We start from the raw sequence: 20,539 nt of genomic DNA on the forward strand, positions 1-20,539 counted from the left end.
GAGATGTTGAAATGAGCAATCCACAACTCCTTCACCTCGTCATTGGCGGGGAATTGACCGATCTCGGACCCAAGGCCACCGAATTCAAGGATCTGGATTCGGTGCATTTTGTCGGCGCTTACCCGAACTATCAGGAAGCGCGCAGCGCCTGGAAGTCAGCCGCGCAAAGCACGGTGGATAATGCCCATATGCGTTATTTCATCATCCACGCTCACAAGCTGCTCGATCCTTCAACTGACGGGCACGATCATTAGCCAGGACGTCACTGCCCCGCCTGCGAAAGCAGCGCCGTCTGTCCGGACACTGATCGGACGCTTCTGGCGCGACCGGATAGCACCGCGCTGGCGGCTTGTGACATTGGCCGTCATTCTGTCAGCCACGACTGCGGCTGCAGCCTCCAGCTATGCTTTCATGATCCGCTGGGCCGTCGATCTGCTGGAGCAGCAGGACGCCCGCGTCATCTGGCTGGCACCCATCGTCATCATCGCCATCACCGCCATCCGCGGCGGGTCCTTGTTCCTGCAGACGGTTCAAACCAACCGGCTCGCCCTACGCGTCATGCAGGATTTGCAGGAAATTCTTTTTGCCCGGTTGGTGCGTGCAGATTATGCCCGGATTGTCGCTGAGCCGGTCGGCTCGATCGTCTCGCGTTTTACCAACGACATCACCATTCTCCGCGACCTGCTGGTTCGCGCTTCAAACAATCTGTTGCGCGATACGCTGACCATTGTCGGCGCAGTCGCAGCAATGTTCGTCTTCGACTGGATGCTGGCGATCCTGGTCCTCGTGGTTTACCCGCTTGCCGCGCTGCCTGTCATCCGCATTGGCAATCGGCTGCGCAAGACATCTGGTGAAGCTCAAGCCCAGATGGGTCAGGTCACCAGCTTCCTCGAGGAAAGCTTTTCCGGCGCCCGCATGGTGAAAACCTACCAGCTGGAAGACGAGGAGATCGATCGCTCACGCAGCGCTTTCCTCCAGCGCTTCCGCCTTGCTTTGTCTATTGCCGCATCGAAAGCCCGGGTCGATCCCATCCTCGAAGTGGTTGGCGGGGCAGCTTTCGCCGGCGTACTGGGATTTGCCGGTTGGCGTATCTCGCAGGGCGCAGCCTCGATCGCCGACTTCACCGGTTTCATCGCCGCCATTGGCGTCATGGCACCCGCCGTGCGGGCTGTCGGAACACTGGGGGCCGCGATGCAGGAGGGCGTCGCCGTCCTCAATCGCATCTACGACGTGCTTGATGAAAACGATCAGGTAACAGAAGCGGAGAACGCCAAAGCCTTGACCATCGGCAAGGCAGAAATCCGGTTCGAGGGTGTCTGCTTTGCTTACGGTGATGGCGAAACAGCGCTGGACCACATCGATATCGTCGCTGCCCCCGGCAAAACCACCGCCATCGTTGGCGCGTCCGGGTCGGGCAAGACGACGCTGCTGAACCTCATTCCGCGGCTATACGATCCCACGCGCGGACGCGTTCTGATTGACGATCAGGATATCAGGAAGGCCACCATCGCTTCGGTACGAAACGCATCCGCTCTGGTCAGCCAGGATGTCGTTTTGTTCGACGATACGATTGCGGCGAATATCGCCTTCGGGCGTATGGATGCCAGCCATGACGAAATCGTCGCCGCAGCGAAAGCCGCCGATGCGCACGGCTTTATATCGGAGATGCCCGACGGGTATGACTCCCATGTCGGACCACGCGGCAGTCAACTCTCCGGTGGTCAACGCCAGCGCATAGCCATTGCGCGGGCCATCCTCGCCGATGCGCCCATCCTGCTCCTCGACGAAGCGACCAGCGCGCTGGACGCAGAGGCAGAAGCCCGCGTCCAGGCCGCGCTGAAAACCCTGTCGCAGGGCCGCACCACGATTGTCATTGCTCACCGTCTTTCGACCGTACGCGATGCCGACCGGATTTATGTGATGGAGAAGGGCCGCGTCGCGGAAACCGGACGTCACGATGAACTGTTGGCGCAGGACGGGATTTATGCCCGCCTCTCACGCCTGCAATTCACCGACTGATTATTCGCGGCGCAGGATTTTTTCTGTCAGCAGACTGCCCCACCAACCGGCCATGAAGCCATCATGGACAGCCTGCCGGTCATAGCGCGTTCGTACCCAGTCGAGGAAAGCGATCGGCTCTGATTCATTCGCCAGCCGGTATTGCTCGAAGAAATAATCCAGCATGCCTGTCTTGCCCTGCTTCACATGCAAGTACTTGAAAGAGAGATGTTCGATGGCTTCCTCGAACGGGGCGCCCTCATGCAGCAGCATATACATGACAGCAACAATGCCGGCCCGGTCCGCCCCTGACTTGCAGTGCATGATTGCCGGATATTCGATCGTATTGAACACTTCGATCAGGTGCTCGATGCGCTCGACATAGGGCGCCTCACGAGACCCCCACGGCAGATCGTGAATCGCCAGCCCCAGGCGGTCGCAAGCCTCATGTTCGAGATCGTAATAGGACCGGCCCGGCTGAACACCGCGCAAATTGAGAATGGTCTTGAAGCCCTGATCCTTCAGCCAGGCCAGACGATTGGGCGAAGGCTGATTGGCTCGCCACATGCCCTTCGTGCCGACCGGATGCATATTGTGGAATTTCAGGCGGAGCACGCCATGATCCTTCCACAGATAGTGGTTCCAGGCGCGTTTGTAGTCCGCAGGATTGCTCAGATCATAACTCATCCGCATCGTTTAGGCGGGCTTCGCGATTGCAGCAACCGCGACGAACGCTTGACGCCTGCGCCAATCGAAGCAAGCAAAGGTGAAATGCTGCGTTCGCTGACATCTTCCGCTGTTTTGCAGACCGCCCTTTCCTGGGTTCTGGCAAAATACATGCAGGTCTGCGCGGCTTCCAAACGATGGGAGCGGCGCGGGACGGAGCACCGCGACGTCTGTACTCAGACCGGTGATGGTTTCATCGCGGCATTCTGGCACTCGCGCATTACACTCAGCTTCATGGGATGGGACCGCAAAGCGCCTCAGACTCCCACCATGTTGATCTCGCGATCGAAAGAAGGTGATTTCATTGCGCGCTTTGCCCGCAATCTGTCGATCGCCACGGTTCGAGGGTCGTCACGAAATACACGCAAGACCAAACAGAAGGGCGGGTTGACGGCCTTCCGCGACATGGTCCGGGCCATCGAGAACAGGGCCTGTATGGGTCTGACCGTCGACGGTCCCCGCGGACCACGGCAACGCGCCAGCATGGGCGTGATCCAGCTGGCCCGAACGACCAGTAAACCGATCATGATTTTTTCCTTGTCGGTCTCGAACAAGAAAGTCTTCAACTCCTGGGACCGTTTCATCCTGCCTTTTCCGTTCGGCAAGGGTGTCGTCATCTGGAAGGAGCCGCTCTACGTGCCGCCCGACGCCGATGACGACATGATGGAAGCGCTTCGCCTTGAACTGGAGATGCGCCTGAACGATGCGACGAGGGAGGCAGATGAGGCGGTGGGCGGTCCATTGATCGAGCCGGCAGAACCGCGCCTTTCCCGCAAGGCGGAGACAGGCCGTTGAGACTGCCGGTCGCCTTACGTCTCTATCGCTGGCTGACCGCGTTCAGCGCGCCATTATCAGGATGGCTGCTGAGCCGCCGGGCCTCGCGTGGAAAGGAAGACCGCCAAAGGCTTTCCGAACGTTTCGGGCGCAGCAGCACAAAGCGGCCTGCCGGAACTCTGCTATGGTTGCACGGAGCCAGCGTGGGCGAGTCCCTGATTTTGCTGGAACTCGTGCGGCGACTGTCGGAAACGACGGGTTGGCGCTTCCTTGTGACCACGGGCACAACCACTTCGGCCGGGCTTATGCAGCGCGAATTGCCCGATGGCGCCATTCATCAGTTTGTGCCGATCGACCGCCCTGCCTGCGTCAAACGGTTCCTGGATCATTGGCAGCCGGACGCTGCGGTTTTTGTCGAATCCGAGCTTTGGCCCAACCTGCTTATCGAAATCAGGCGCCGGGCCATTCCGGCTACGCTGGTCAATGCGCGCATGAATGCCAAATCTCTGGATAGTTGGCGGAAGCGCCGGTCCAGCGCCCGGTACCTGTTGGCGGCCTTTCGATGGATCGGAGCGGCCGATCAACGCACTGCGGCAGGCCTGTCTGCAATCCTCGGTGAAACTGTGGCACATCCCGGCAATCTGAAGCTCCAGATTGGAAGCAGCGGCGCGCAACCGGACAATCTGTCAGCGCTTGTCGAAGCCCTCGGCAACCGGCAGATCTGGCTGGCCGCCAGCACACATGACGGCGAAGACGAGATTGTGTTGGAGGCCGCCCGGAATTTCAGGGAAGCACACGGGAACGCGCTGCTGATCCTGGCGCCACGCCACCCCGAAAGGGGAGACGATATTGCCCGCCTTATCACCAGCCGGGGCGAAACTTTTGCGCGGCGCTCGAACGGCGAAATCCCTGCTCCGGACGATCAGGTCTGGCTGGCCGACACGCTGGGTGAAATGGAGCTCTGGTATGGTCTGGCCGCCACGTCTTTCATCGCCGGCAGTCTGATTGACGGGATTGGCGGTCATAATCCGATTGAGGCCACCCGCGCGGGCAGCGCAGTGGTCACGGGCCCATTCACCGCAAGCTTTGATGACATCTACACCGCATACAGGGAAAATGGCGGCGTGATGATTGCCCAGAATGCAGATCATATAGCCGAGGCCCTCGTATCCGACAGCCAGACGCTTGTGGCGGGCGCACGCGCAGCGCTCGCACAGTTGACCTCCGGCGCCATGGAGGAAACGCTGACCGCCATCGAGGCACTGCTTGTGGAGCCGGGCAAATGAAACCGCCGCAATTCTGGTATGGCGAACCGGCCTCGCTAATGGACCATCTGACCGCGTTTGCGAGCCGGGCATTGTCGCCGATTTACGCCGCCATGGGCGCCCGAAGGATAGCCAAAGCTCAGCCCGCTTTTGCCGAGCCGGCTGTCATCTGCGTCGGCAATCTCACGCTGGGCGGAACCGGTAAGACGCCCGTCACGATCGCCATCCTCAAGGAAGCCCTGTCCCGCGACATCAATGCCCAGGCGCTCAGTCGTGGTTATGGTGGCAAGCTGGCAGGCCCCGTCTGTGTAGACACAACCCGCCACTTTGCGCGCGATGTCGGAGATGAACCACTGCTGATTGCCAGCGCTGCGCCTGTCTGGGTCAGCCGGGACCGCGTTGGGGGCGCCCACGCTGCTCAGCTTCACGAGGCCGATCTGATCATCATGGATGACGGTCACCAGAATCCGGACCTCCACAAGGATGTGTCTGTTGTCGTCATTGATGCCGCCGCTGGATGGGGTAATGGCCGGGTTTTTCCAGCCGGACCTCTGCGTGAACCGGTCGATCGCGGCCTGCAGCGGGCCGATGCCGTTGTCCTCATGGTTCCGGAGCCGGACTTTGAACCTGATTACGCAGGACTGGGTCTGGCAGATATTCAAATACCGGTCCTCAGGGCCTGGCTGAAACCAACAGCGCCGGCACCGGACGGTCCAGTCGTCGCGTTCGCCGGCATCGGGCGTCCAGAAAAATTCTTCAACGCTCTCACAGCAGCCGGTGCCCGGCTGGCCGAGACTTATAGCTTTCCGGATCACCATGAGTTCACCCGTGCCGAGCTGGATCAGTTGCGCCAGGAGGCCGCTCGGCATTCAGCAAGTCTGGTCACAACCGAAAAGGATTTCGTACGCATCCCGGCGACCGGGAGAGATGGTGTTCTTGCCTGGCCCGTCAGAGCCGTCTTTGCTGAACCGGCCCGGCTGACAGCGCTGGTCCAACAGGCATTGGACGCCGCTGCAGAGCGGCGCTAAACCGCCAGCATGAGCGCAAATATCTTGCAGCATATCGGCTGGCGGCTTGAAGCCTTGGCCTGGGACATGTTCCAGGGTTCATTTCAAGCCATGGGGCTGGAACGAGGGTCGGCTTTCGGCAGTGCCGCCCTGCGCCGCATCGGTCCGCTGACGCCGGTCCACAACGTGGCCCGCATCAACATGCAGCGATGTTTCCCCAACGCCAGCGAGCCGGAAATCAATCGGCTGCTGGACCGGATGTGGGACAATTTCGGCCGCCTTGTCGGCGAAAATGCCAATATGCGCGATTATCGTCCGGAAGTGTATGACGAGCGCGGCGAGATCGCCGGTGAAGATATTGTTCTAGATCTGGAAAAGCAGGGGCAGCCCTATGTGCTGGTCGCCGGCCACTTCGCCAATTGGGAAGTCATGGGCGCAGCCATCGCCAAGCTGAACCTGAACTGCAACATCACCTATCGGCATGCGAATAACCCGCTGGTCGACAAACGAATTCTGGATTCCCGCCATGCCTACGGCATCAAGCTGCTGACCGCCAAAGGCGGTGTCGGCGCCAAGCAATTGCTGGCCAATCTGCGGGAGGGAATGTCGGTCGCGCTGATGAACGATCAGAAGATGAATGACGGCATTGCCGCCCCCTTTTTCGGGTATGAAGCCATGACTGCATCAGGCCCGGCAAAGATGGCGATGCGCTTTGGTGCTCCTATTGTGCCAATCGGCGTAAGGCGGCTCGGCGGCACCCGGTTCCGGGTGACCTTCTATGAGCCGATCCCGCATTCAAAGCTGGAAGACAAGTCGGCCGCCCTGCTGGAAACCGTGACCCTGATCAATCAATGGGTCGAGGCCCGCATCCTTGAAGCCCCTGAACAATGGTTCTGGGTGCATCGCCGCTGGGACAAATCGATTTACCGCAAGGAAGCCGGGTCCAGCTGAAGCACCAGCGCTGGATCGATATAGCGATTGCGCCATTTGATCCGCCAGTCGAGATGCGCGCCTGTCGCCCGGCCACCGGAACCGATCTCGCCGATCACATCACCCTGGGCAACCACATCGCCGACTTCGACATGCACGGCCCCCAGATGAAGAAAGGCGCTGGTAAAGCCCTGACCATGATCGATGAAAATCAGACCACCTTCATAATACATGTCCGGATGGGCCAGGGTGACGATGCCTGCAGCCGGGGCATGGACAGGCGTTCCGGCATCATTGGCATAATCCAGCCCGTAATGCGGACGGCGCGGCTCACCATTGTAAAAACGCTGTGAGCCGTAAACACCGGAAATAATGCCCTCGGCGGGCGCTATGAAGCCGCCGGCAAACCCTGCCTCTTCCCAGCGGCTGGTATAGGCTGCCGCTTTCATGCGCGATTGCTCTCGGATGAGCGCCAGCGCTTCTTCCGGCGGCGTCACAGTGCGTGGCGGCACGCCATCGACCCGCTGGATATCGTATTCGCGTTGCTCAACCGGATGAACCTGGCGGATTTCTTCACCCGATGGCATGCGAGCACTCAATGTCATCTCTGCATCGGCGTCGCGATTGATCCCGAGGATCAGCCAGCCTTCATCATCAGCCGTTGCAGACTGATCGCCCAACGCCATCACAGTACCCGGTGTTGCGCGGCAAATGATGGCAGCACCTTCAATGTACTCGCCAATGCAGGAGAACGGCTCCATGGCCTCCTCGACCGCACCGGCAACCGGAAATTCCGAATCCTGCGCCAGAACATCGGCAATCGGATCGCCGGCCTGCAACGCCATGGCCATCAGAAATCCAATCATCGGCCGGGCTCCGCGTGAACCGATTTCCAGCGTTCAGCCGACGCATAGCCATCCTTATAGGCTTCCTGCAATTCAGCGCTCCAATAGCGCAGATCCTGCAAGGGAATTTCCTCACCGGTTATGGCGCATCGGACGAAAGCGCCCGGCTTGAGGATCATGAAATCCGCGTCGCCGAATTCAAGCACGGCTTCGCCGGAAAACTCACTGCTGAATGGTGTTTTCATCATGGCGTCAAATCTAGCACGGCTTTCGCCCGCCTAGAACAGGCGTCCCTGCTTTTCAGGCGACGCCGGCTGCCGAGGCTTTGCCTTTTTACGGACCGGTCCACCAGAGCCAATGACGGCCTCCGTTTTTCCGTCTGCGAACTGGATCGATACGGCCTCGCCGGGATGAGCCTGGCTGGCTGAGCGCACCAAACCGCCATCCACATTCCGCACCAGCGCATACCCTCTCTGGAGAACGGAATCATGGCCCAGCAATGCGTGCCGGGCCGCAACAGAAGCAAGATCGCGTTGCTTGCGGTCCATTAGCTTGGCGCCCGCCCGTCTCAGGCGGTCGGTCAGCTTTCCGATATCCCCCGACGAGCGCTGCATCTGCCTTGTCGGGCTGGCCCGGCGAAGGCGCTCCATGATGCGGGAGAGATTCTCGCTTCCCAGCCGTGACTGCCGGCGCAGACTGGATTGCAGCCTCTGCCCATTCGCGGACACCCGTTCTGTCTTGATCAGGATATCCCGCCGCAGGGCCTCCGGCCGCAGACCGGCAGCGGCCAGATCCAGACGCTGGCGCGACGTTCCCAAGAGGTTTTGAGGTGTCGGAAAGGCCCGCGCTGTTGCCCGGAACTCCGAACTCCGCTGTGAGATGAGACGGGTCAGGGACCGCGTCAGACGCTCTCCCTGGCTCCGGACATCCTGCATCAAATCCGCCCGCACCGGCACCGCCATTTCGGCAGCTCCCGTCGGGGTCGGCGCCCGCCTGTCTGACGCAAAATCGATCAGCGTGGTATCGGTTTCGTGACCGACGGCGGAAATCAGCGGGATATCCGACTCCGCGGCGGCACGAACCACATCCTCGTCATTGAAGCACCACAAATCCTCAACAGATCCGCCGCCCCGCGCGACAATCAACACGTCCGGCCGCGGAATGCTGCCGTTTCCGTCTAGCGCATTGAAACCACGGATCGCGGCTGCGATCTGGCCTGCCGCGGCATCGCCCTGCACCAGGACGGGCCAGAGAAGGACATGACGCGGAAACCGGTCCTCCAGCCTGTGGAGGATGTCCCGGATGACCGCACCGGTCGGCGAGGTGACGACGCCGATGACTTTCGGCAAAACGGGGATGGCTTTCTTGCGCGAGGCTTCGAACAAGCCCTCAGCGGCAAGCTTCTTTTTGCGATCTTCCAGCAATGCCATCAGCGCGCCGGCACCGGCAGGTTCCATCCGCTCGATGATAATCTGGTATTTTGACCGCCCGGGATAGGTGGTCAGCTTGCCTTCACAAACGACTTCCAGGCCTTCCTCGGGCTTGAAATTCAGCCGTTCGACCATGCCTTTCCACATGACCCCGTCGATCACGGCCTTGTCGTCTTTCAGGTCCAGATAGGCATGGCCCGAACGCGCAATGATAACCCGGCCAAGCTCTCCGCGCACGCGCACATGTCCATAAGCGTCCTCGACTGTGCGCTTGAGGGAATTCGCCAGTTCGGAGACCGAAAATTCCGGCGTATTGGTTTCGGCAGAGCTCATGACCTGTTGGTAAGCGCTTGTTGGCGCAGCAGCAATGGCGGTGGCGGACTCGCCAACAGCTTTTCAATGCGCTAGCCGGAAGAACAGGAGGAAGGCCATGAAGATTCTGGTTGTCGGCGGTGGCGGACGCGAGCACGCGCTCTGCTGGAAAATCGCAAAAAGCCCTCTGGTCGAACAGCTCTGGTGCGCGCCGGGCAATGCCGGAATCGCTGACGTGGCAGACTGCGTGGCGATTGCCGCTGACGATGTTCCCGCCCTGGTCGATTTCAGCATCGAGAACGCCGTCGATATGGTGGTGATTGGCCCCGAAGCCCCTCTGGTGAAGGGGCTGGGTGACCGGCTGCGGGCCATTGGCATCGCGGTTTTCGGTCCGGACGCCGCCGCTGCGCAGGTGGAAGGTTCGAAAGCCTTCACCAAGGCATTGTGCGACAGGGCGAATATCCCGACCGCGCGCTATGGCACATTTACAGATCCAGCGAGTGCCAAGGCCTTTCTTGACGGACTGGAGCCACCCTATGTCCTCAAGGCCGATGGTCTCGCGGCGGGCAAGGGTGTGGTCATTCCTGAAACCCGCGAAGAAGCCGAAGCCGAAATTGATGACATGATGTCCGGCCGCTTCGGCGACGCCTCCAGAACGCTGGTGATCGAGGAGTTTCTGAACGGCGAAGAGGCATCGGTTTTTGCGCTTTGCGACGGCAATACCGCCATTCCCCTGACTGCCGCGCAGGATCACAAGCGGGCTCATGATGGAGATCAAGGCCCCAATACCGGGGGGATGGGTGCCTATTCGCCCACCCCCATTGCTGGCAACGCCATCATCAGGGAAACCATGGACCGGATTATTCTTCCGGCCGTGAAAACTTTGAAAGCGGAGGGCATGCCCTATTCCGGCGTGCTTTATGCCGGGCTGATGATCGGCAAGGACGGACCAAAGCTGATCGAGTTCAATGCCCGATTCGGCGACCCGGAATGCCAGATACTGATGATGCGGATGTTGAGCGACATCGTGCCGTATCTGAAAGCCTGCGCTGATGGCAAAATCGATCAGATGCCCCCCATCTCCTGGCATGCGAGCGCGGCCGTAACAGTGGTATTGGCTGCCAAGGGTTATCCAGAAACCTACAAAAAAGGCACGGAAATCAGAGGTGTGGACGCAGCCAATGAGCTGGCACAGGTAGTGGTCTTTCATGCTGGAACGAAGCGCAGCGATGATGGCCACCTGCTGGCCAATGGCGGCAGAGTGCTGAACGTCACCGCCATGGGATCAAGCTATCGCGCAGCTATCGACCGGGCCTATGAGGCTGTGGACCTCATTGACTGGGCAGACGGCTTTTGCCGCCGAGATATCGGCTGGCGTGCGCTGGAACATTCGGGTTAGGTTTCGGGAAATTCCGGGGAGGATGTCATGAGAGTGCTTGTTTCAGCCATTGTAGCGCTGGGCTTTGCGTCGCTGGCGAGCGCGCAGGACGATATCACGGTCATTCACGCTGGCTGGCTGCTGGCTGTGCCGGGTGAAGCGCCCGCCGAAGAGCAGTCGATTGTCATTTCCGGCGACCGGATCGAGCGGATTGAAGACGGTTTCATCGAGATCGATGGAGCAGAGATTATCGACCTTTCCGATCAGTATGTTCTGCCCGGCCTGATCGACAGCCATGTGCATCTGCTTTCCGAACTGGGCCCTGACAGCCGGCTCATGGAAGTCACCATGTCTTCGGCTGACTGGGCGATTGATGGTGTCAGAAATGCACGAACAACGCTGATGGCCGGCTTTACCAGCGTTCAGGATGTTGGCGGCGACCTGGATGCCATCGTCGCGCTGCGCGACGGCCAGCGCGATGGCGATATTGTCGGGCCGCGCATGCGTGTCTCGGGGCCGGCTGTCACACCGACCGGTGGTCATGGTGATATCAATGGCTTCAGCGACGACATCATGCATGCCTTTACCAGCCCGGCGGCATGCAATGGCCCGGCCGACTGCCGCCGTGTGGTTCGCGAACTGATCCGCGCCCGCGTGGATGTCATCAAGATCACGGCAACCGGCGGGGTGCTGTCCCAGACAGCGGCCGGAACCGAACAGCAATTCTTCAATGACGAGCTGGAATCCATCGTCGAGGCCGCCCGTATGATGGGCCGCTACGTCACCGCGCACGCACACGGTGTGACGGGCATCAATTCGGCACTGGACGCCGGCGTGCACTCCATCGAGCACGGAACCTATCTCGATCGCCAATCCATCCGCCTGTTCCGGGAGAATGGCGGTTATCTGGTTCCGACCCTGCTGGCTGGAGCCACGGTGGCGGAGATGGCCGAGACCGCTGACTGGATGACCCCGGAAATCCGGCAGAAATCCATTGAGGTCGGGCCGCGCATGCTGGAAATGGCCCGCATGGCGCACGAAGGCGGCGTGATGATCACTATTGGTACGGACAGCGGCGTTTCCCTGCACGGCGATAATGCCCGCGAATTCGCATTGCTGGTGGCCGCCGGCCTGTCCCCGATGGAGGCGATTACATCGGCGACCGTGACCGCTTCGGAACATCTGCAGATGTCCGATGACATCGGCACGATCGAGCCAGGCAAATACGCCGACATCATTGCGGTATCCGGCAATCCGCTCGAGGACGTCACCGAGCTCGAAGACGTTGATTTCGTCATGCAGGGTGGCGAGGTTTATTCGGACTGATGGCTGATCTCGACGAAACCTTTTCCGGCACAAAAGATGTTGCCGAAGCGCTGCGTTTTGACGAGGCCGCGCTGGCCAGCTGGATGAACGACAATGTCCCCGGGTTTAGCGGCGACCTGAATGTCAGCCAGTTCAAGGGCGGCCAATCCAATCCGACATATCGGTTGGAGGCCGGCAGCAAAGCCTATGTTCTGCGACGCAAGCCGCCGGGAAAACTCCTGCCGTCGGCACACGCCGTGGACCGCGAATTCCGGGTGATGAAAGCTCTGGGTGAGAACGGTTTCCCGGCACCGGAAATGTACGGGCTTTGCGAAGACCCTGACGTCATCGGCACAGCATTCTATGTCATGGATTTTGTCGATGGACGGATCTTCTGGGACCCCTACCTGCCCGGCGTCGACGGTGAAGAACGCGCCGCCATCTATGATTCGATGAATGCCACGCTGGCCGCGCTTCATGCCTTCGACCCGGACAGCATTGGCCTCGGCGATTATGGCAAGTCCGACGCCTATATACCGCGCCAGATCGCCCGCTGGTCAAAGCAGTACAAGGCCTCCGAAACCCGCAAGATCGCTTCAATGGATCGGCTGATTGAATGGTTGCCGGAAGCCGCTCCGGAACAGGACCGGTCCAGTATCGTGCACGGTGATTTCCGCCTCGATAACATGATCTTCCACAGGACCGAGCCGCGGGTCATTGCTGTGCTCGACTGGGAATTATCGACGCTCGGCGATCCGCTAGCCGACTTCACTTATCAGCTGATGCAATGGCGGACACCCAAGGAGATGCGCAACGGTTTCCTGGGAGCCGATCTGGCAGCGCTGCAGATTCCCGACGAAGCCGCCTATGTCGAGGCCTATTGTCGGCGCACCGGCCGGGAAAGTCTGCCCAAGCTGGACTTCTACTTTGCCTATAATCTGTTCCGGCTCGCCGCCATCGTGCAGGGCGTCTATCACCGCTCCACACTTGGCAATGCCTCGAACGCCAAGGCAAAGGAATACGGCGCGATGGTCGAGCCAATGGCCGACTACGCGTGGTCATTCGCAGAAAACATGGGCAGCTGATCAGCGGCCGATGTGAGCCAGAAATGGCGCCCAGAGCGCCAGCCCCATCAGGGATTCAAAACCGACCGCCACATAATTGTAGGCGGTCCGCGTTTCGTATTCCCGGTCATCGGCAACCATAGACACCACCCGGCCGATCGCCATACCCATCCACAATGCGCCCATAGCAAAGCCCGTGCCCATGAGCGCCGCTTCACCAGCCTGAAAACGCATGGCGTAGGTTAGAAGCACGGCAGCATGGCCCAGCAGAAACGCTCCGCCATAGCTGGCGCGGAATTCAGACCATCCACCTTTCCAACGTGGATCGGGCTGCAATCGCACGACGGACGCGCCCCAACGCGGCACCAGCAGGCTGGCACCGCCCATGGCACACCCGACCAGTGCCGCCAATACGGTCGGTAACAGGACCATTTCCATTCACCTGTCTCCTGCAGATCTCTCTGATCGGAATCTAGAGCGACTTACGCACAAGTCAGGTGTCTGGATGTTTCCGGGGGTGATTTAATTGTCGGTCGATCAGGCCTCGTTGGACAAACGCTTCATTTCCAGACGCGCAATCGCCCGTTCATGTACCTCATCGGGACCATCGGCCAGACGCAGTGTGCGGATGCCGGCATAGGCGCTGGCCAGCGGCGTATCCGCCGAAACCCCGGCACCGCCAAAGATCTGGATCGCATCATCGATCACCTGCAGCGCGACACGCGGTGCCGCCACCTTGATCATGGCGATTTCCTTCTGGGCAACCTTGTTGCCGACCGTGTCCATCATCCAGGCGGCTTTCAGCGTGAGAAGACGGGCTGATTCGATATCAATCCGCGCCCGGGCAATCCGGTGATGCCAAACCGACTGGTCAGCCACGCGCTTGCCGAAGGCCACACGGCTCATGCCGCGCTTGATCATCAACTCCAGAGCCCGCTCGGCAGCCCCGATCGTGCGCATGCAATGGTGAATACGGCCCGGTCCAAGCCGGCCCTGGGCAATCTCGAAGCCCCTGCCCTCACCCAGCAGAATGTTCGAAGCAGGCACACGGACATCCTTCAGCTCGACCTCCATATGGCCATGCGGTGCATCGTCATAGCCGAAGACCGGCAGATGCCGCTTGACCGTAATGCCCGGTGTTTCAGCCGGCACCAGGATCATGGATTGCTGGACATGCCGTTCGGCTTCCGGGTCGGTCTTGCCCATCAGGATGTAGATCTTGCAACGCGGATCACCCGCACCCGACGACCACCATTTGCGGCCATTGATGACGTATTCATCGCCATCGCGTTCGATCCGGCACTGGATATTCGTTGCGTCGGACGATGCCACGTCCGGTTCGGTCATCAGGAAGGCCGAGCGGATTTTGCCGGCCAGCAACGGCTCCATCCATTCCTTCTGATGCTCGGGCGATCCATACCGCGCCAGAACTTCCATGTTTCCGGTGTCGGGCGCAGCGCAGTTGAATACTTCTGACGACCAGGGCACACGGCCCATTTCCTCGGCCAGCGGCGCATAATCCAGATTGCTGAGCCCCGCGCCCTTGTCCGATTCCGGCAGGAAGAGATTCCAGAGGTCCGCCGCTTTGGCTTTCTCTTTCAATTCCTCGATGATGGGGATCACCTGCCAGCGATTCTGGCCGAAACCGGCCAGCTGTTCCGCATAGGTCGATTCATTCGGATAGATATACGCGTCCATGAACGCCCGCAGACGATCCAGATAGTCCTGACAACGCGGCGAATAGGAAAATTCCATAAGGGCACCCCTCCCGGTCCGATCCCTCGAGTTTTGCAAACGATCCAACACGGACTATAGCGCGGTCAATCCTTTTGAGGGGATGATTCACATGATCTGGCCGCTCATCCTGCTGGCAACACTGGTGACCGCTTGCATCTCCGGCATTTTCGGAATGGCAGGCGGGCTGATCCTGATGGGCGTGCTGGTCCTGCTGCTGCCGGTCTCGGCCGCCATGGTCACTCATGGCGCCATCCAGAGCGTTTCCAATGGTTGGCGCGCCCTGCTCTGGCGGGATTTCATCTACTGGCGGGTGCTGGCAATCTATCTGGCCGGATCCCTTGCCGCTTTCCTGATCCTGATTGGCCTTGCTTTCGAGCTCTCCAAGCCATGGCTTTATATCATTCTCGGCCTCGTCCCGGCTCTGATCTGGATTCCCCGCAGGCGGCTGGCGCTGGATGCACGCAAGCCAATCCATGCCGTGATCTGCGGGTTTGCCGTAACGGGATTGAACATCATTGCCGGCGTTTCTGGCCCGCTGCTGGACATTTTCTTCATTGCCGATGGCATGGATCGCCGCTCGATTGTTGCCACCAAGGCCGCGACGCAGGTCGCCGCCCACGCGGCCAAGATCGCCTTCTACATCATGCCGGCCCTCGCCGCAGGGTCGCTGAGCCAATGGCCATGGCTGCTGGCAGCCGCCCCGTTGGCTATTATCGGCACGACGCTTGGCGCCCGGGTCCTGAAGCTGATCAGCGATGCGGATTTCCGCAAATATACGAAATGGATCGTGACGGGTGTCGGCATGATCTATGTGGTACGCGGCGTCCTCCTGCTCAGCTGAGGATCATCCATGCAACTTGTCCCCAAGACGCTCGAGAATGACTGGCTCCGTCTGGAACCACTTCAGGAACACCACCGCGAAACCATGCGTCCACTCGCAGATGATCCGGCAACCTGGGAATGGACGACGCTACGCGGAGATGGAGACCATTTCGACACCTGGTTCGATTTGATGCTTTCCGAACAGGAAGTTGGCCGCCAGATCAGTCATGCCATCTACCGCAAGGAGGATGGCGAACTGGTGGGCCATTCTGCCTATCTCGTCATTTCTCCGCGCAACAAGCGCGCCGAAATCGGCTGGACCTGGTACACGAAGGAAGCGCGCGGCACCAAGGTGAACCCGGCGGCCAAGTTGGCCTTGCTAAGCAATCTGTTCGAAAGCGGAGCTGAACGAGCCGAGCTGAAAACCCATGGAAAGAACCTTCATTCGCAGGCTGCCATGCGGAAAATGGGCGCCCAATATGAAGGTACATTCCGCCGCCACACCCTCACCTGGAAGGGTGATTTGCGCGATACGGTCTGGTTTTCGGTGTTGAAGGAAGACTGGCCCGGCGTCCGGCGTGGCCTGTTGGCCCGGCTGAGCTAGGCCTGCTTCTTTGGTGGCAGGGTCCTTACAAAGGCAAACGCCTTCTCTGCCCATTCCGAAAGAGCCGCCTCGGAGAGGTCAGCGGCCCCTTCGATCGTCACCCAGCCCGTCATGACACGGCCTGTCATGTCCATAGGACCTGCATCCGGGTGAGCGAGCGTCTCTTCATAAGCATCCAGCCCGACCCTGACATGAATCTCGTCCCGCAGTGTGCCAAAGGCCATATGCCCCTCGATCATGAAGGCGATACCGCCGAACATCGGCTTCCGGACCGGATCGGCACCAAGGCCGCGCAAGGCAGTTTCCATACGATCGGCAAGATCCGGATCAAAGGCCATCCTTGATTCTCCTCGCCTTGAAGAATGATTTCAGCAATAGGGACGCGTCCTCCGCCATGACACCGCCGGTCACGTCCGGCCGCCAGTGACAGGTCGGCTGCTCGAAAAAGCGGGGCCCGTTGATGATCGCCCCGCCCTTTTCGTCGGCGGCACCGAAAATCACACGGCGGAGCCGGGCAAAGCTGATCGCTCCGGCGCACATCGCACAGGGCTCCAGCGTCACATAGAGGTCGAGCCCGGTCAGGCGGTAATTGCCCAGCGCCGTTGCGGCTTCCCTGATCGCGCGGATCTCCGCATGAGCCGTCGGGTCATGGCCGGCAATCGGCGCATTTCCGGCAGACGCAATGATCTCGCCGCTGGCCGGATCGACAATCACGGCACCCACAGGAACCTCGCCAGCTTCAGCTGCCGCTTGCGCTGCCTCCAGCGCCGCGCGCATATAGGGGATCATTTCCTCCGTCATGATCTGGCGGTAGGCGCAGCGCGCTGAAGGGTCAAGCCTTGTCGAACGAACAAAAGAGCGGCGAACGCATCGCAAAAGTCCTGGCACGGGCCGGGGTGGCCAGCCGCCGGGGGGCCGAAAAGCTGATCGAGGAAGGCCGTGTCACGGTCAATGGACAGAAGCTGGCCAGCCCGGCGCTCAATGTCACCGAACGCGACAGGATCACTGTCGACGGAAAGCCGGTCGGCGAACCGGAGAAGACGCGGCTTTGGCGCTATCACAAGCCAACCGGTCTTGTGACCACGCACAAGGACCCGGAAGGCCGCGAAACCGTCTTCGACAAATTGCCCAAGGAGCTGGGCCGGGTGATTTCCGTCGGCCGTCTCGATCTCAATTCCGAAGGCCTGCTGCTGCTGACCAATAATGGCGAGTTGTCGCGCGCGCTGGAACTGCCTTCAACCGCCTGGGTGCGCCGTTATCGGGTGCGCGCCTTCGGCAAGGTGGGCGAGCCAGAACTGAACAAGCTGCGCAAGGGCATCACCGCCGAAGGCGTGAAATACGGCCCCATTGAAGCCGAGGTGGAACGCGAACAGGGCGGCAATATCTGGCTGAATGTGGCGCTGAAGGAGGGCAAGAACCGCGAGGTCCGTAAGGCTCTGGCCGCCGTCGGCCTCACCGTGAACCGGCTGATCCGTATTTCCTATGGTCCCTTCCAGCTAGGCCATCTGGAAAAGGGTGAGGTCAAGGCCGTGCCGGAACGCGTGCTGCGCGATCAGTGCGCCCACCTGCTCAAGGAATTGCGCTGATGCGCATTGTCGCCGGCCGCTTCAAGGGCCGTCCCCTCGCCGCTCCCAGGGGCGACAGGACACGGCCCACATCCGACAAGGCCCGCGAAGCCCTGTTCAATGTATTGACTCATGCCGAATGGGCGCCGGAGCTTGATGGCGCGCGCATTATTGATCTGTTTGCCGGATCAGGTGGGCTGGGCTTCGAAGCCATCAGCCGCGGCGGCGCCTTTTGCCTGTTCGTCGACATTGATGCCGGTGCACGCGGTGCAATCCGCGACAATATCGAGGCCTTCCAGCTGTTCGGGAACACCCGCCTGCACCGCCGTTCGGCGACCGATCTGGGTGAAAAACCCGCCAAGTTGGGCAATCCGTTCGATCTCATCTTCCTCGATCCGCCCTATGGCAAGGATCTGGCACCACCTGCCCTGGCGGGCCTGATCGAAGGCCACTGGGTCACCGAAGATGCGCTGGCCGCGCTGGAGGTTGCTGCAAACGAAGCCGTGCCGGATTTTCCTGGCTGGTCTCAAGTTGATGAACGTATCTGGGGCGCGGCGAAAGTGGTGTTTCTGAAGCGGGGTTAGCGCCTGCCAAACAAGCGTTCGATATCCGCCAGTTTCAGCTCGACATAGGTCGGGCGGCCATGATTGCACTGGCCGGAATGGGGCGTGGCCTCCATCTCGCGCAGCAAGGCGTTCATTTCCTCACCCGTCAGCCGGCGGCCGGACCGGACCGAGCCGTGGCAGGCCATGGTGCCGACTACCTCTTCCAGCTTTTCCTTGAGCGACAGGGCCGCATCGAATTCCGCCAGATCATCGGCGAGATCGCGGATCAGCCCCTGTACGTTCAGCTTGCCCAGCAGGGCCGGCACTTCGCGCACGGCGATCGAGTTGGCGCCAAAGCCTTCCACGACCAACCCCATCTCGGCGAGTTCTTCTGCGCGGGACAGGACCCGCTCGCATTCGGCGGCATCGAGATCGACAATCTCCGGGACGAGCAGGGACTGCCGCGTCACACCGGTCTCGGCCATCATCTTTTTCATGCGCTCATAGACAAGGCGTTCATGCGCGGCATGCTGATCGACGATCACCATTCCGTCCTGCGTCTGAGCAATGACATAGGTCTCGTGCACCTGCGCCCGCGCCACGCCCAGCGGCAAATCTGCCGCCGCCGATGGCTGGTCTGCCAGCTCCTCCGCAGTCGGGACATCGGGTCGAATGAAATCCGGCTCGACCCGCGCCGAACGCTCGCCGACCAGCGTTCCGCTTTCCGGCGCCGCCGGACGCCCCCAGGCGGCCATGGCATGATGCGGCTGGCCCGCCATGGCGCCCTCGGCCCGGGCCCGGCCCAAGGCGAACCCGGCCACAGTGGTGGAGGCCCTGTGGCCCGCACCAGCCAAAGCATGCCGCAAGGAACCGACAATCAATCCTCGCACCAGGCCCGGATCGCGAAACCGCACCTCGGCCTTGGCCGGATGGACATTCACATCCACCTGATCGGAGGGCAGGTCGACATAAAGCGCCACGACAGGATGCCGGTCGCGCGCCAGGAAATCCTGATAGGCGCCGCGCACGGCACCGCCCAGCAGCTTGTCGCGGACGGGACGGCCGTTGACGAAAAGATACTGGTGCTGGGCCGAGCCACGATTGAAGGTCGGCAGCGACGCCAGTCCGGTCATCCGGACACCGTCTCGCTCCTGATCAATCTCCAGCGCATTTTCGCCGAAATCCGATCCGAGGATAGCCGAGAGACGTTTCCGCCTTGCGTCCTCGCCGGTCTCCGCGCGGAGAGACAGCCGGCTACGCCCATCCAGCGTCAGCGAGAAGCCCACATCCGACCGCGATAGAGCCAGACGTCGGACCGTGTCTGCGATGGCATTGGACTCTGCCCGTTCCGTCTTCATGAATTTCAGACGTGCCGGCGTGGCATAGAAGAGATCGCGGACATCTATCCGCGTCCCTCCCAGGCCAAACGCCGGAGCCGGCTTTACGCCAGAGCACTTCCCACCCTCGACTGACAAGGCATAGGCATCGGACTGGCCGCGTGCCTGGGTAACAATGGCAAGGCGGGCAATGGAGCCGATTGATGGCAACGCCTCGCCGCGAAATCCCATGGTCGAGATGTTGAGGAGATCATCGCCACCGTCGCTGACCGGCAGTTTCGATGTGGCGTGGCGTTCGATACTGAGCGCCAGAGTCTCGGCGTCCATGCCGATACCGTCATCCGTCACCGTCAGGCGTGCCAGCCCGCCCTGCTCGGCGAATATTTCGATATGCCGAGCCCGCGCATCGAGCGCGTTCTCGACGAGCTCCTTGATCACGCTGGCAGGCCGCTCGACAACTTCGCCGGCGGCAATCCGATTGACGGTTTCAGGACTGAGTCGGCGGATCACACTCATCTGCCAAGCCTCGTGAGTCGCTCCTTCCGGGTCAAGCGGTGGACGCCCGGAAATGCTCCGCCAATGTGAAAAGACCCACAAGAATGAAGCCGATCCCGGCCAGCAGCTTTAGCGGCAAGAAACCCAGCCAGCGTTCGGCCGCCGTTCCCAGCAAAACCGCCAGAGCCGTGGACAGGATCAGAGCGCCCGAGGCTGCGATGAAGACGAATAGAGGTGAGGTTTGCCGCTCGGACGCAAACAGAACCGTCGCCAGCTGTGTCTTGTCGCCCAGCTCGGCGAGGAAAACGGTGACGAAAATGGCGAGAAGTTGGGACATAACGAAAATCCAAATGAAAACGGCGGGATCAGATCCCGCCGTTCGCTAATCCGGTTTGGTATT

At 60.7% G+C, this 20,539-nt stretch carries 23 protein-coding genes; 13 read left to right on the forward strand and 10 right to left on the reverse strand.

Going from position 1 to position 20,539, the window contains the following annotated elements; translation table 11 throughout:
* Positions 1–11: 11 nt before the first annotated feature.
* Together V0U79_RS03130 and V0U79_RS03135 are read left to right on the forward strand one after the other, a co-directional pair.
* Entirely contained in the window at positions 12–254 is a 243-nt protein-coding gene (locus tag V0U79_RS03130) for a DUF4170 domain-containing protein (protein WP_330198008.1), read from the forward strand.
* 97 nt (positions 255–351) lie between these two features.
* Positions 352–2,019 (forward strand): ABC transporter ATP-binding protein, encoded by a 1,668-nt coding sequence (locus tag V0U79_RS03135; protein WP_330198009.1) that lies wholly within the window; start codon positions 352–354, stop codon positions 2,017–2,019.
* On the opposite strand, the gene V0U79_RS03140 is transcribed toward V0U79_RS03135, so the two are convergent.
* Positions 2,020–2,685, reverse strand: a complete 666-nt coding sequence (locus V0U79_RS03140) for a protein tyrosine phosphatase family protein (RefSeq protein WP_330198010.1) — start codon at positions 2,683–2,685, stop codon at positions 2,020–2,022. It abuts the gene before it with no gap.
* Between the two features lie 84 nt (positions 2,686–2,769).
* On the opposite strand from V0U79_RS03140, the gene V0U79_RS03145 reads away from it, so the two are divergent.
* The 4 genes from V0U79_RS03145 to V0U79_RS03160 are packed head-to-tail and all read left to right on the forward strand — an operon-like array spanning position 2,770 to position 6,721.
* Positions 2,770–3,519 (forward strand): lysophospholipid acyltransferase family protein, encoded by a 750-nt coding sequence (locus V0U79_RS03145; protein ID WP_330198011.1) that lies wholly within the window; start codon positions 2,770–2,772, stop codon positions 3,517–3,519.
* A complete protein-coding gene (locus V0U79_RS03150) occupies positions 3,516–4,784 on the forward strand; it encodes a 3-deoxy-D-manno-octulosonic acid transferase (RefSeq protein WP_330198012.1) in 1,269 nt (422 codons plus the stop codon). Before V0U79_RS03145 ends, V0U79_RS03150 begins: the two co-directional genes overlap by 4 nt.
* Complete coding sequence (gene lpxK / locus V0U79_RS03155; protein WP_330198013.1) at positions 4,781–5,791, forward strand: tetraacyldisaccharide 4'-kinase; 1,011 nt, start codon at positions 4,781–4,783, stop codon at positions 5,789–5,791. Before V0U79_RS03150 ends, lpxK begins: the two co-directional genes overlap by 4 nt.
* A gap of 9 nt (positions 5,792–5,800) precedes the next feature.
* Positions 5,801–6,721, forward strand: coding sequence for a lysophospholipid acyltransferase family protein (locus V0U79_RS03160; RefSeq protein ID WP_330198014.1), 921 nt, complete (start codon positions 5,801–5,803; stop codon positions 6,719–6,721).
* Here the strand turns inward: V0U79_RS03160 and V0U79_RS03165 are convergent.
* The 3 genes from V0U79_RS03165 to xseA are packed head-to-tail and all read right to left on the reverse strand — an operon-like array spanning position 6,694 to position 9,308.
* Positions 6,694–7,566 (reverse strand): M23 family metallopeptidase, encoded by an 873-nt coding sequence (locus V0U79_RS03165; RefSeq protein WP_330198015.1) that lies wholly within the window; start codon positions 7,564–7,566, stop codon positions 6,694–6,696. The genes V0U79_RS03160 and V0U79_RS03165 overlap by 28 nt on opposite strands.
* On the reverse strand, positions 7,563–7,793 hold the full coding sequence (locus tag V0U79_RS03170; RefSeq protein WP_330198016.1) for a DUF2093 domain-containing protein: 231 nt from the start codon (positions 7,791–7,793) through the stop codon (positions 7,563–7,565). Before V0U79_RS03170 ends, V0U79_RS03165 begins: the two co-directional genes overlap by 4 nt.
* 30 nt (positions 7,794–7,823) lie before the next feature.
* Positions 7,824–9,308 carry an exodeoxyribonuclease VII large subunit gene (gene xseA, locus V0U79_RS03175; RefSeq protein WP_330198017.1) on the reverse strand — a complete coding sequence of 495 codons (1,485 nt, stop codon included), beginning with the start codon at positions 9,306–9,308 and terminating at the stop codon, positions 7,824–7,826.
* Between the two features lie 97 nt (positions 9,309–9,405).
* Here xseA and purD point away from each other — a divergent pair, with 97 nt between their 5' ends.
* From purD to V0U79_RS03190, 3 genes are read left to right on the forward strand one after another with little or no spacing between them, the layout of a single operon-like run.
* Positions 9,406–10,686, forward strand: coding sequence for a phosphoribosylamine--glycine ligase (purD, locus tag V0U79_RS03180; protein WP_330198018.1), 1,281 nt, complete (start codon positions 9,406–9,408; stop codon positions 10,684–10,686).
* Positions 10,687–10,713: 27 nt separating this feature from the next.
* Complete coding sequence (locus V0U79_RS03185; RefSeq protein WP_330198019.1) at positions 10,714–11,991, forward strand: metal-dependent hydrolase family protein; 1,278 nt, start codon at positions 10,714–10,716, stop codon at positions 11,989–11,991.
* Positions 11,991–13,055 (forward strand): phosphotransferase, encoded by a 1,065-nt coding sequence (locus V0U79_RS03190; protein ID WP_330198020.1) that lies wholly within the window; start codon positions 11,991–11,993, stop codon positions 13,053–13,055. Before V0U79_RS03185 ends, V0U79_RS03190 begins: the two co-directional genes overlap by 1 nt.
* On the opposite strand, the gene V0U79_RS03195 is transcribed toward V0U79_RS03190, so the two are convergent.
* Together V0U79_RS03195 and V0U79_RS03200 are read right to left on the reverse strand one after the other, a co-directional pair.
* Positions 13,056–13,472 carry a hypothetical protein gene (locus V0U79_RS03195; protein WP_330198021.1) on the reverse strand — a complete coding sequence of 139 codons (417 nt, stop codon included), beginning with the start codon at positions 13,470–13,472 and terminating at the stop codon, positions 13,056–13,058.
* A gap of 99 nt (positions 13,473–13,571) precedes the next feature.
* Positions 13,572–14,789: an acyl-CoA dehydrogenase family protein gene (locus tag V0U79_RS03200; RefSeq protein ID WP_330198022.1), complete on the reverse strand. Its 1,218-nt coding sequence runs from the start codon at positions 14,787–14,789 to the stop codon at positions 13,572–13,574.
* 91 nt (positions 14,790–14,880) lie between these two features.
* Between V0U79_RS03200 and V0U79_RS03205 the strand changes: the two genes are divergently transcribed.
* Complete coding sequence (locus tag V0U79_RS03205; protein WP_330198023.1) at positions 14,881–15,612, forward strand: TSUP family transporter; 732 nt, start codon at positions 14,881–14,883, stop codon at positions 15,610–15,612.
* A gap of 9 nt (positions 15,613–15,621) precedes the next feature.
* Entirely contained in the window at positions 15,622–16,197 is a 576-nt protein-coding gene (locus V0U79_RS03210) for a GNAT family N-acetyltransferase (RefSeq protein WP_330198024.1), read from the forward strand.
* On the opposite strand, the gene V0U79_RS03215 is transcribed toward V0U79_RS03210, so the two are convergent.
* On the reverse strand, positions 16,194–16,535 hold the full coding sequence (locus V0U79_RS03215) for a TfoX/Sxy family protein (protein WP_330198025.1): 342 nt from the start codon (positions 16,533–16,535) through the stop codon (positions 16,194–16,196). The two genes, V0U79_RS03210 and V0U79_RS03215, sit on opposite strands and share 4 nt — an antisense overlap.
* A complete protein-coding gene (locus V0U79_RS03220) occupies positions 16,525–16,974 on the reverse strand; it encodes a nucleoside deaminase (RefSeq protein ID WP_373696436.1) in 450 nt (149 codons plus the stop codon). The genes V0U79_RS03215 and V0U79_RS03220 overlap by 11 nt, the downstream gene beginning before the upstream one ends.
* Positions 16,975–17,036: 62 nt before the next feature.
* Between V0U79_RS03220 and V0U79_RS03225 the strand changes: the two genes are divergently transcribed.
* Entirely contained in the window at positions 17,037–17,783 is a 747-nt protein-coding gene (locus V0U79_RS03225; protein WP_330198027.1) for a pseudouridine synthase, read from the forward strand.
* Positions 17,783–18,346, forward strand: a complete 564-nt coding sequence (gene rsmD, locus V0U79_RS03230; RefSeq protein ID WP_330198028.1) for a 16S rRNA (guanine(966)-N(2))-methyltransferase RsmD — start codon at positions 17,783–17,785, stop codon at positions 18,344–18,346. Before V0U79_RS03225 ends, rsmD begins: the two co-directional genes overlap by 1 nt.
* On the opposite strand, the gene mutL is transcribed toward rsmD, so the two are convergent.
* Together mutL and V0U79_RS03240 are read right to left on the reverse strand one after the other, a co-directional pair.
* Positions 18,343–20,160 carry a DNA mismatch repair endonuclease MutL gene (gene mutL, locus V0U79_RS03235; protein ID WP_330198029.1) on the reverse strand — a complete coding sequence of 606 codons (1,818 nt, stop codon included), beginning with the start codon at positions 20,158–20,160 and terminating at the stop codon, positions 18,343–18,345. The two genes, rsmD and mutL, sit on opposite strands and share 4 nt — an antisense overlap.
* 31 nt (positions 20,161–20,191) lie before the next feature.
* Positions 20,192–20,476 (reverse strand): TMEM165/GDT1 family protein, encoded by a 285-nt coding sequence (locus V0U79_RS03240; protein ID WP_330198030.1) that lies wholly within the window; start codon positions 20,474–20,476, stop codon positions 20,192–20,194.
* Positions 20,477–20,539 lie beyond the last annotated feature (63 nt).

It is taken from the genome of Hyphobacterium lacteum (genome assembly GCF_036330345.1).
Lineage (GTDB): Bacteria > Pseudomonadota > Alphaproteobacteria > Caulobacterales > Maricaulaceae > Hyphobacterium > Hyphobacterium lacteum.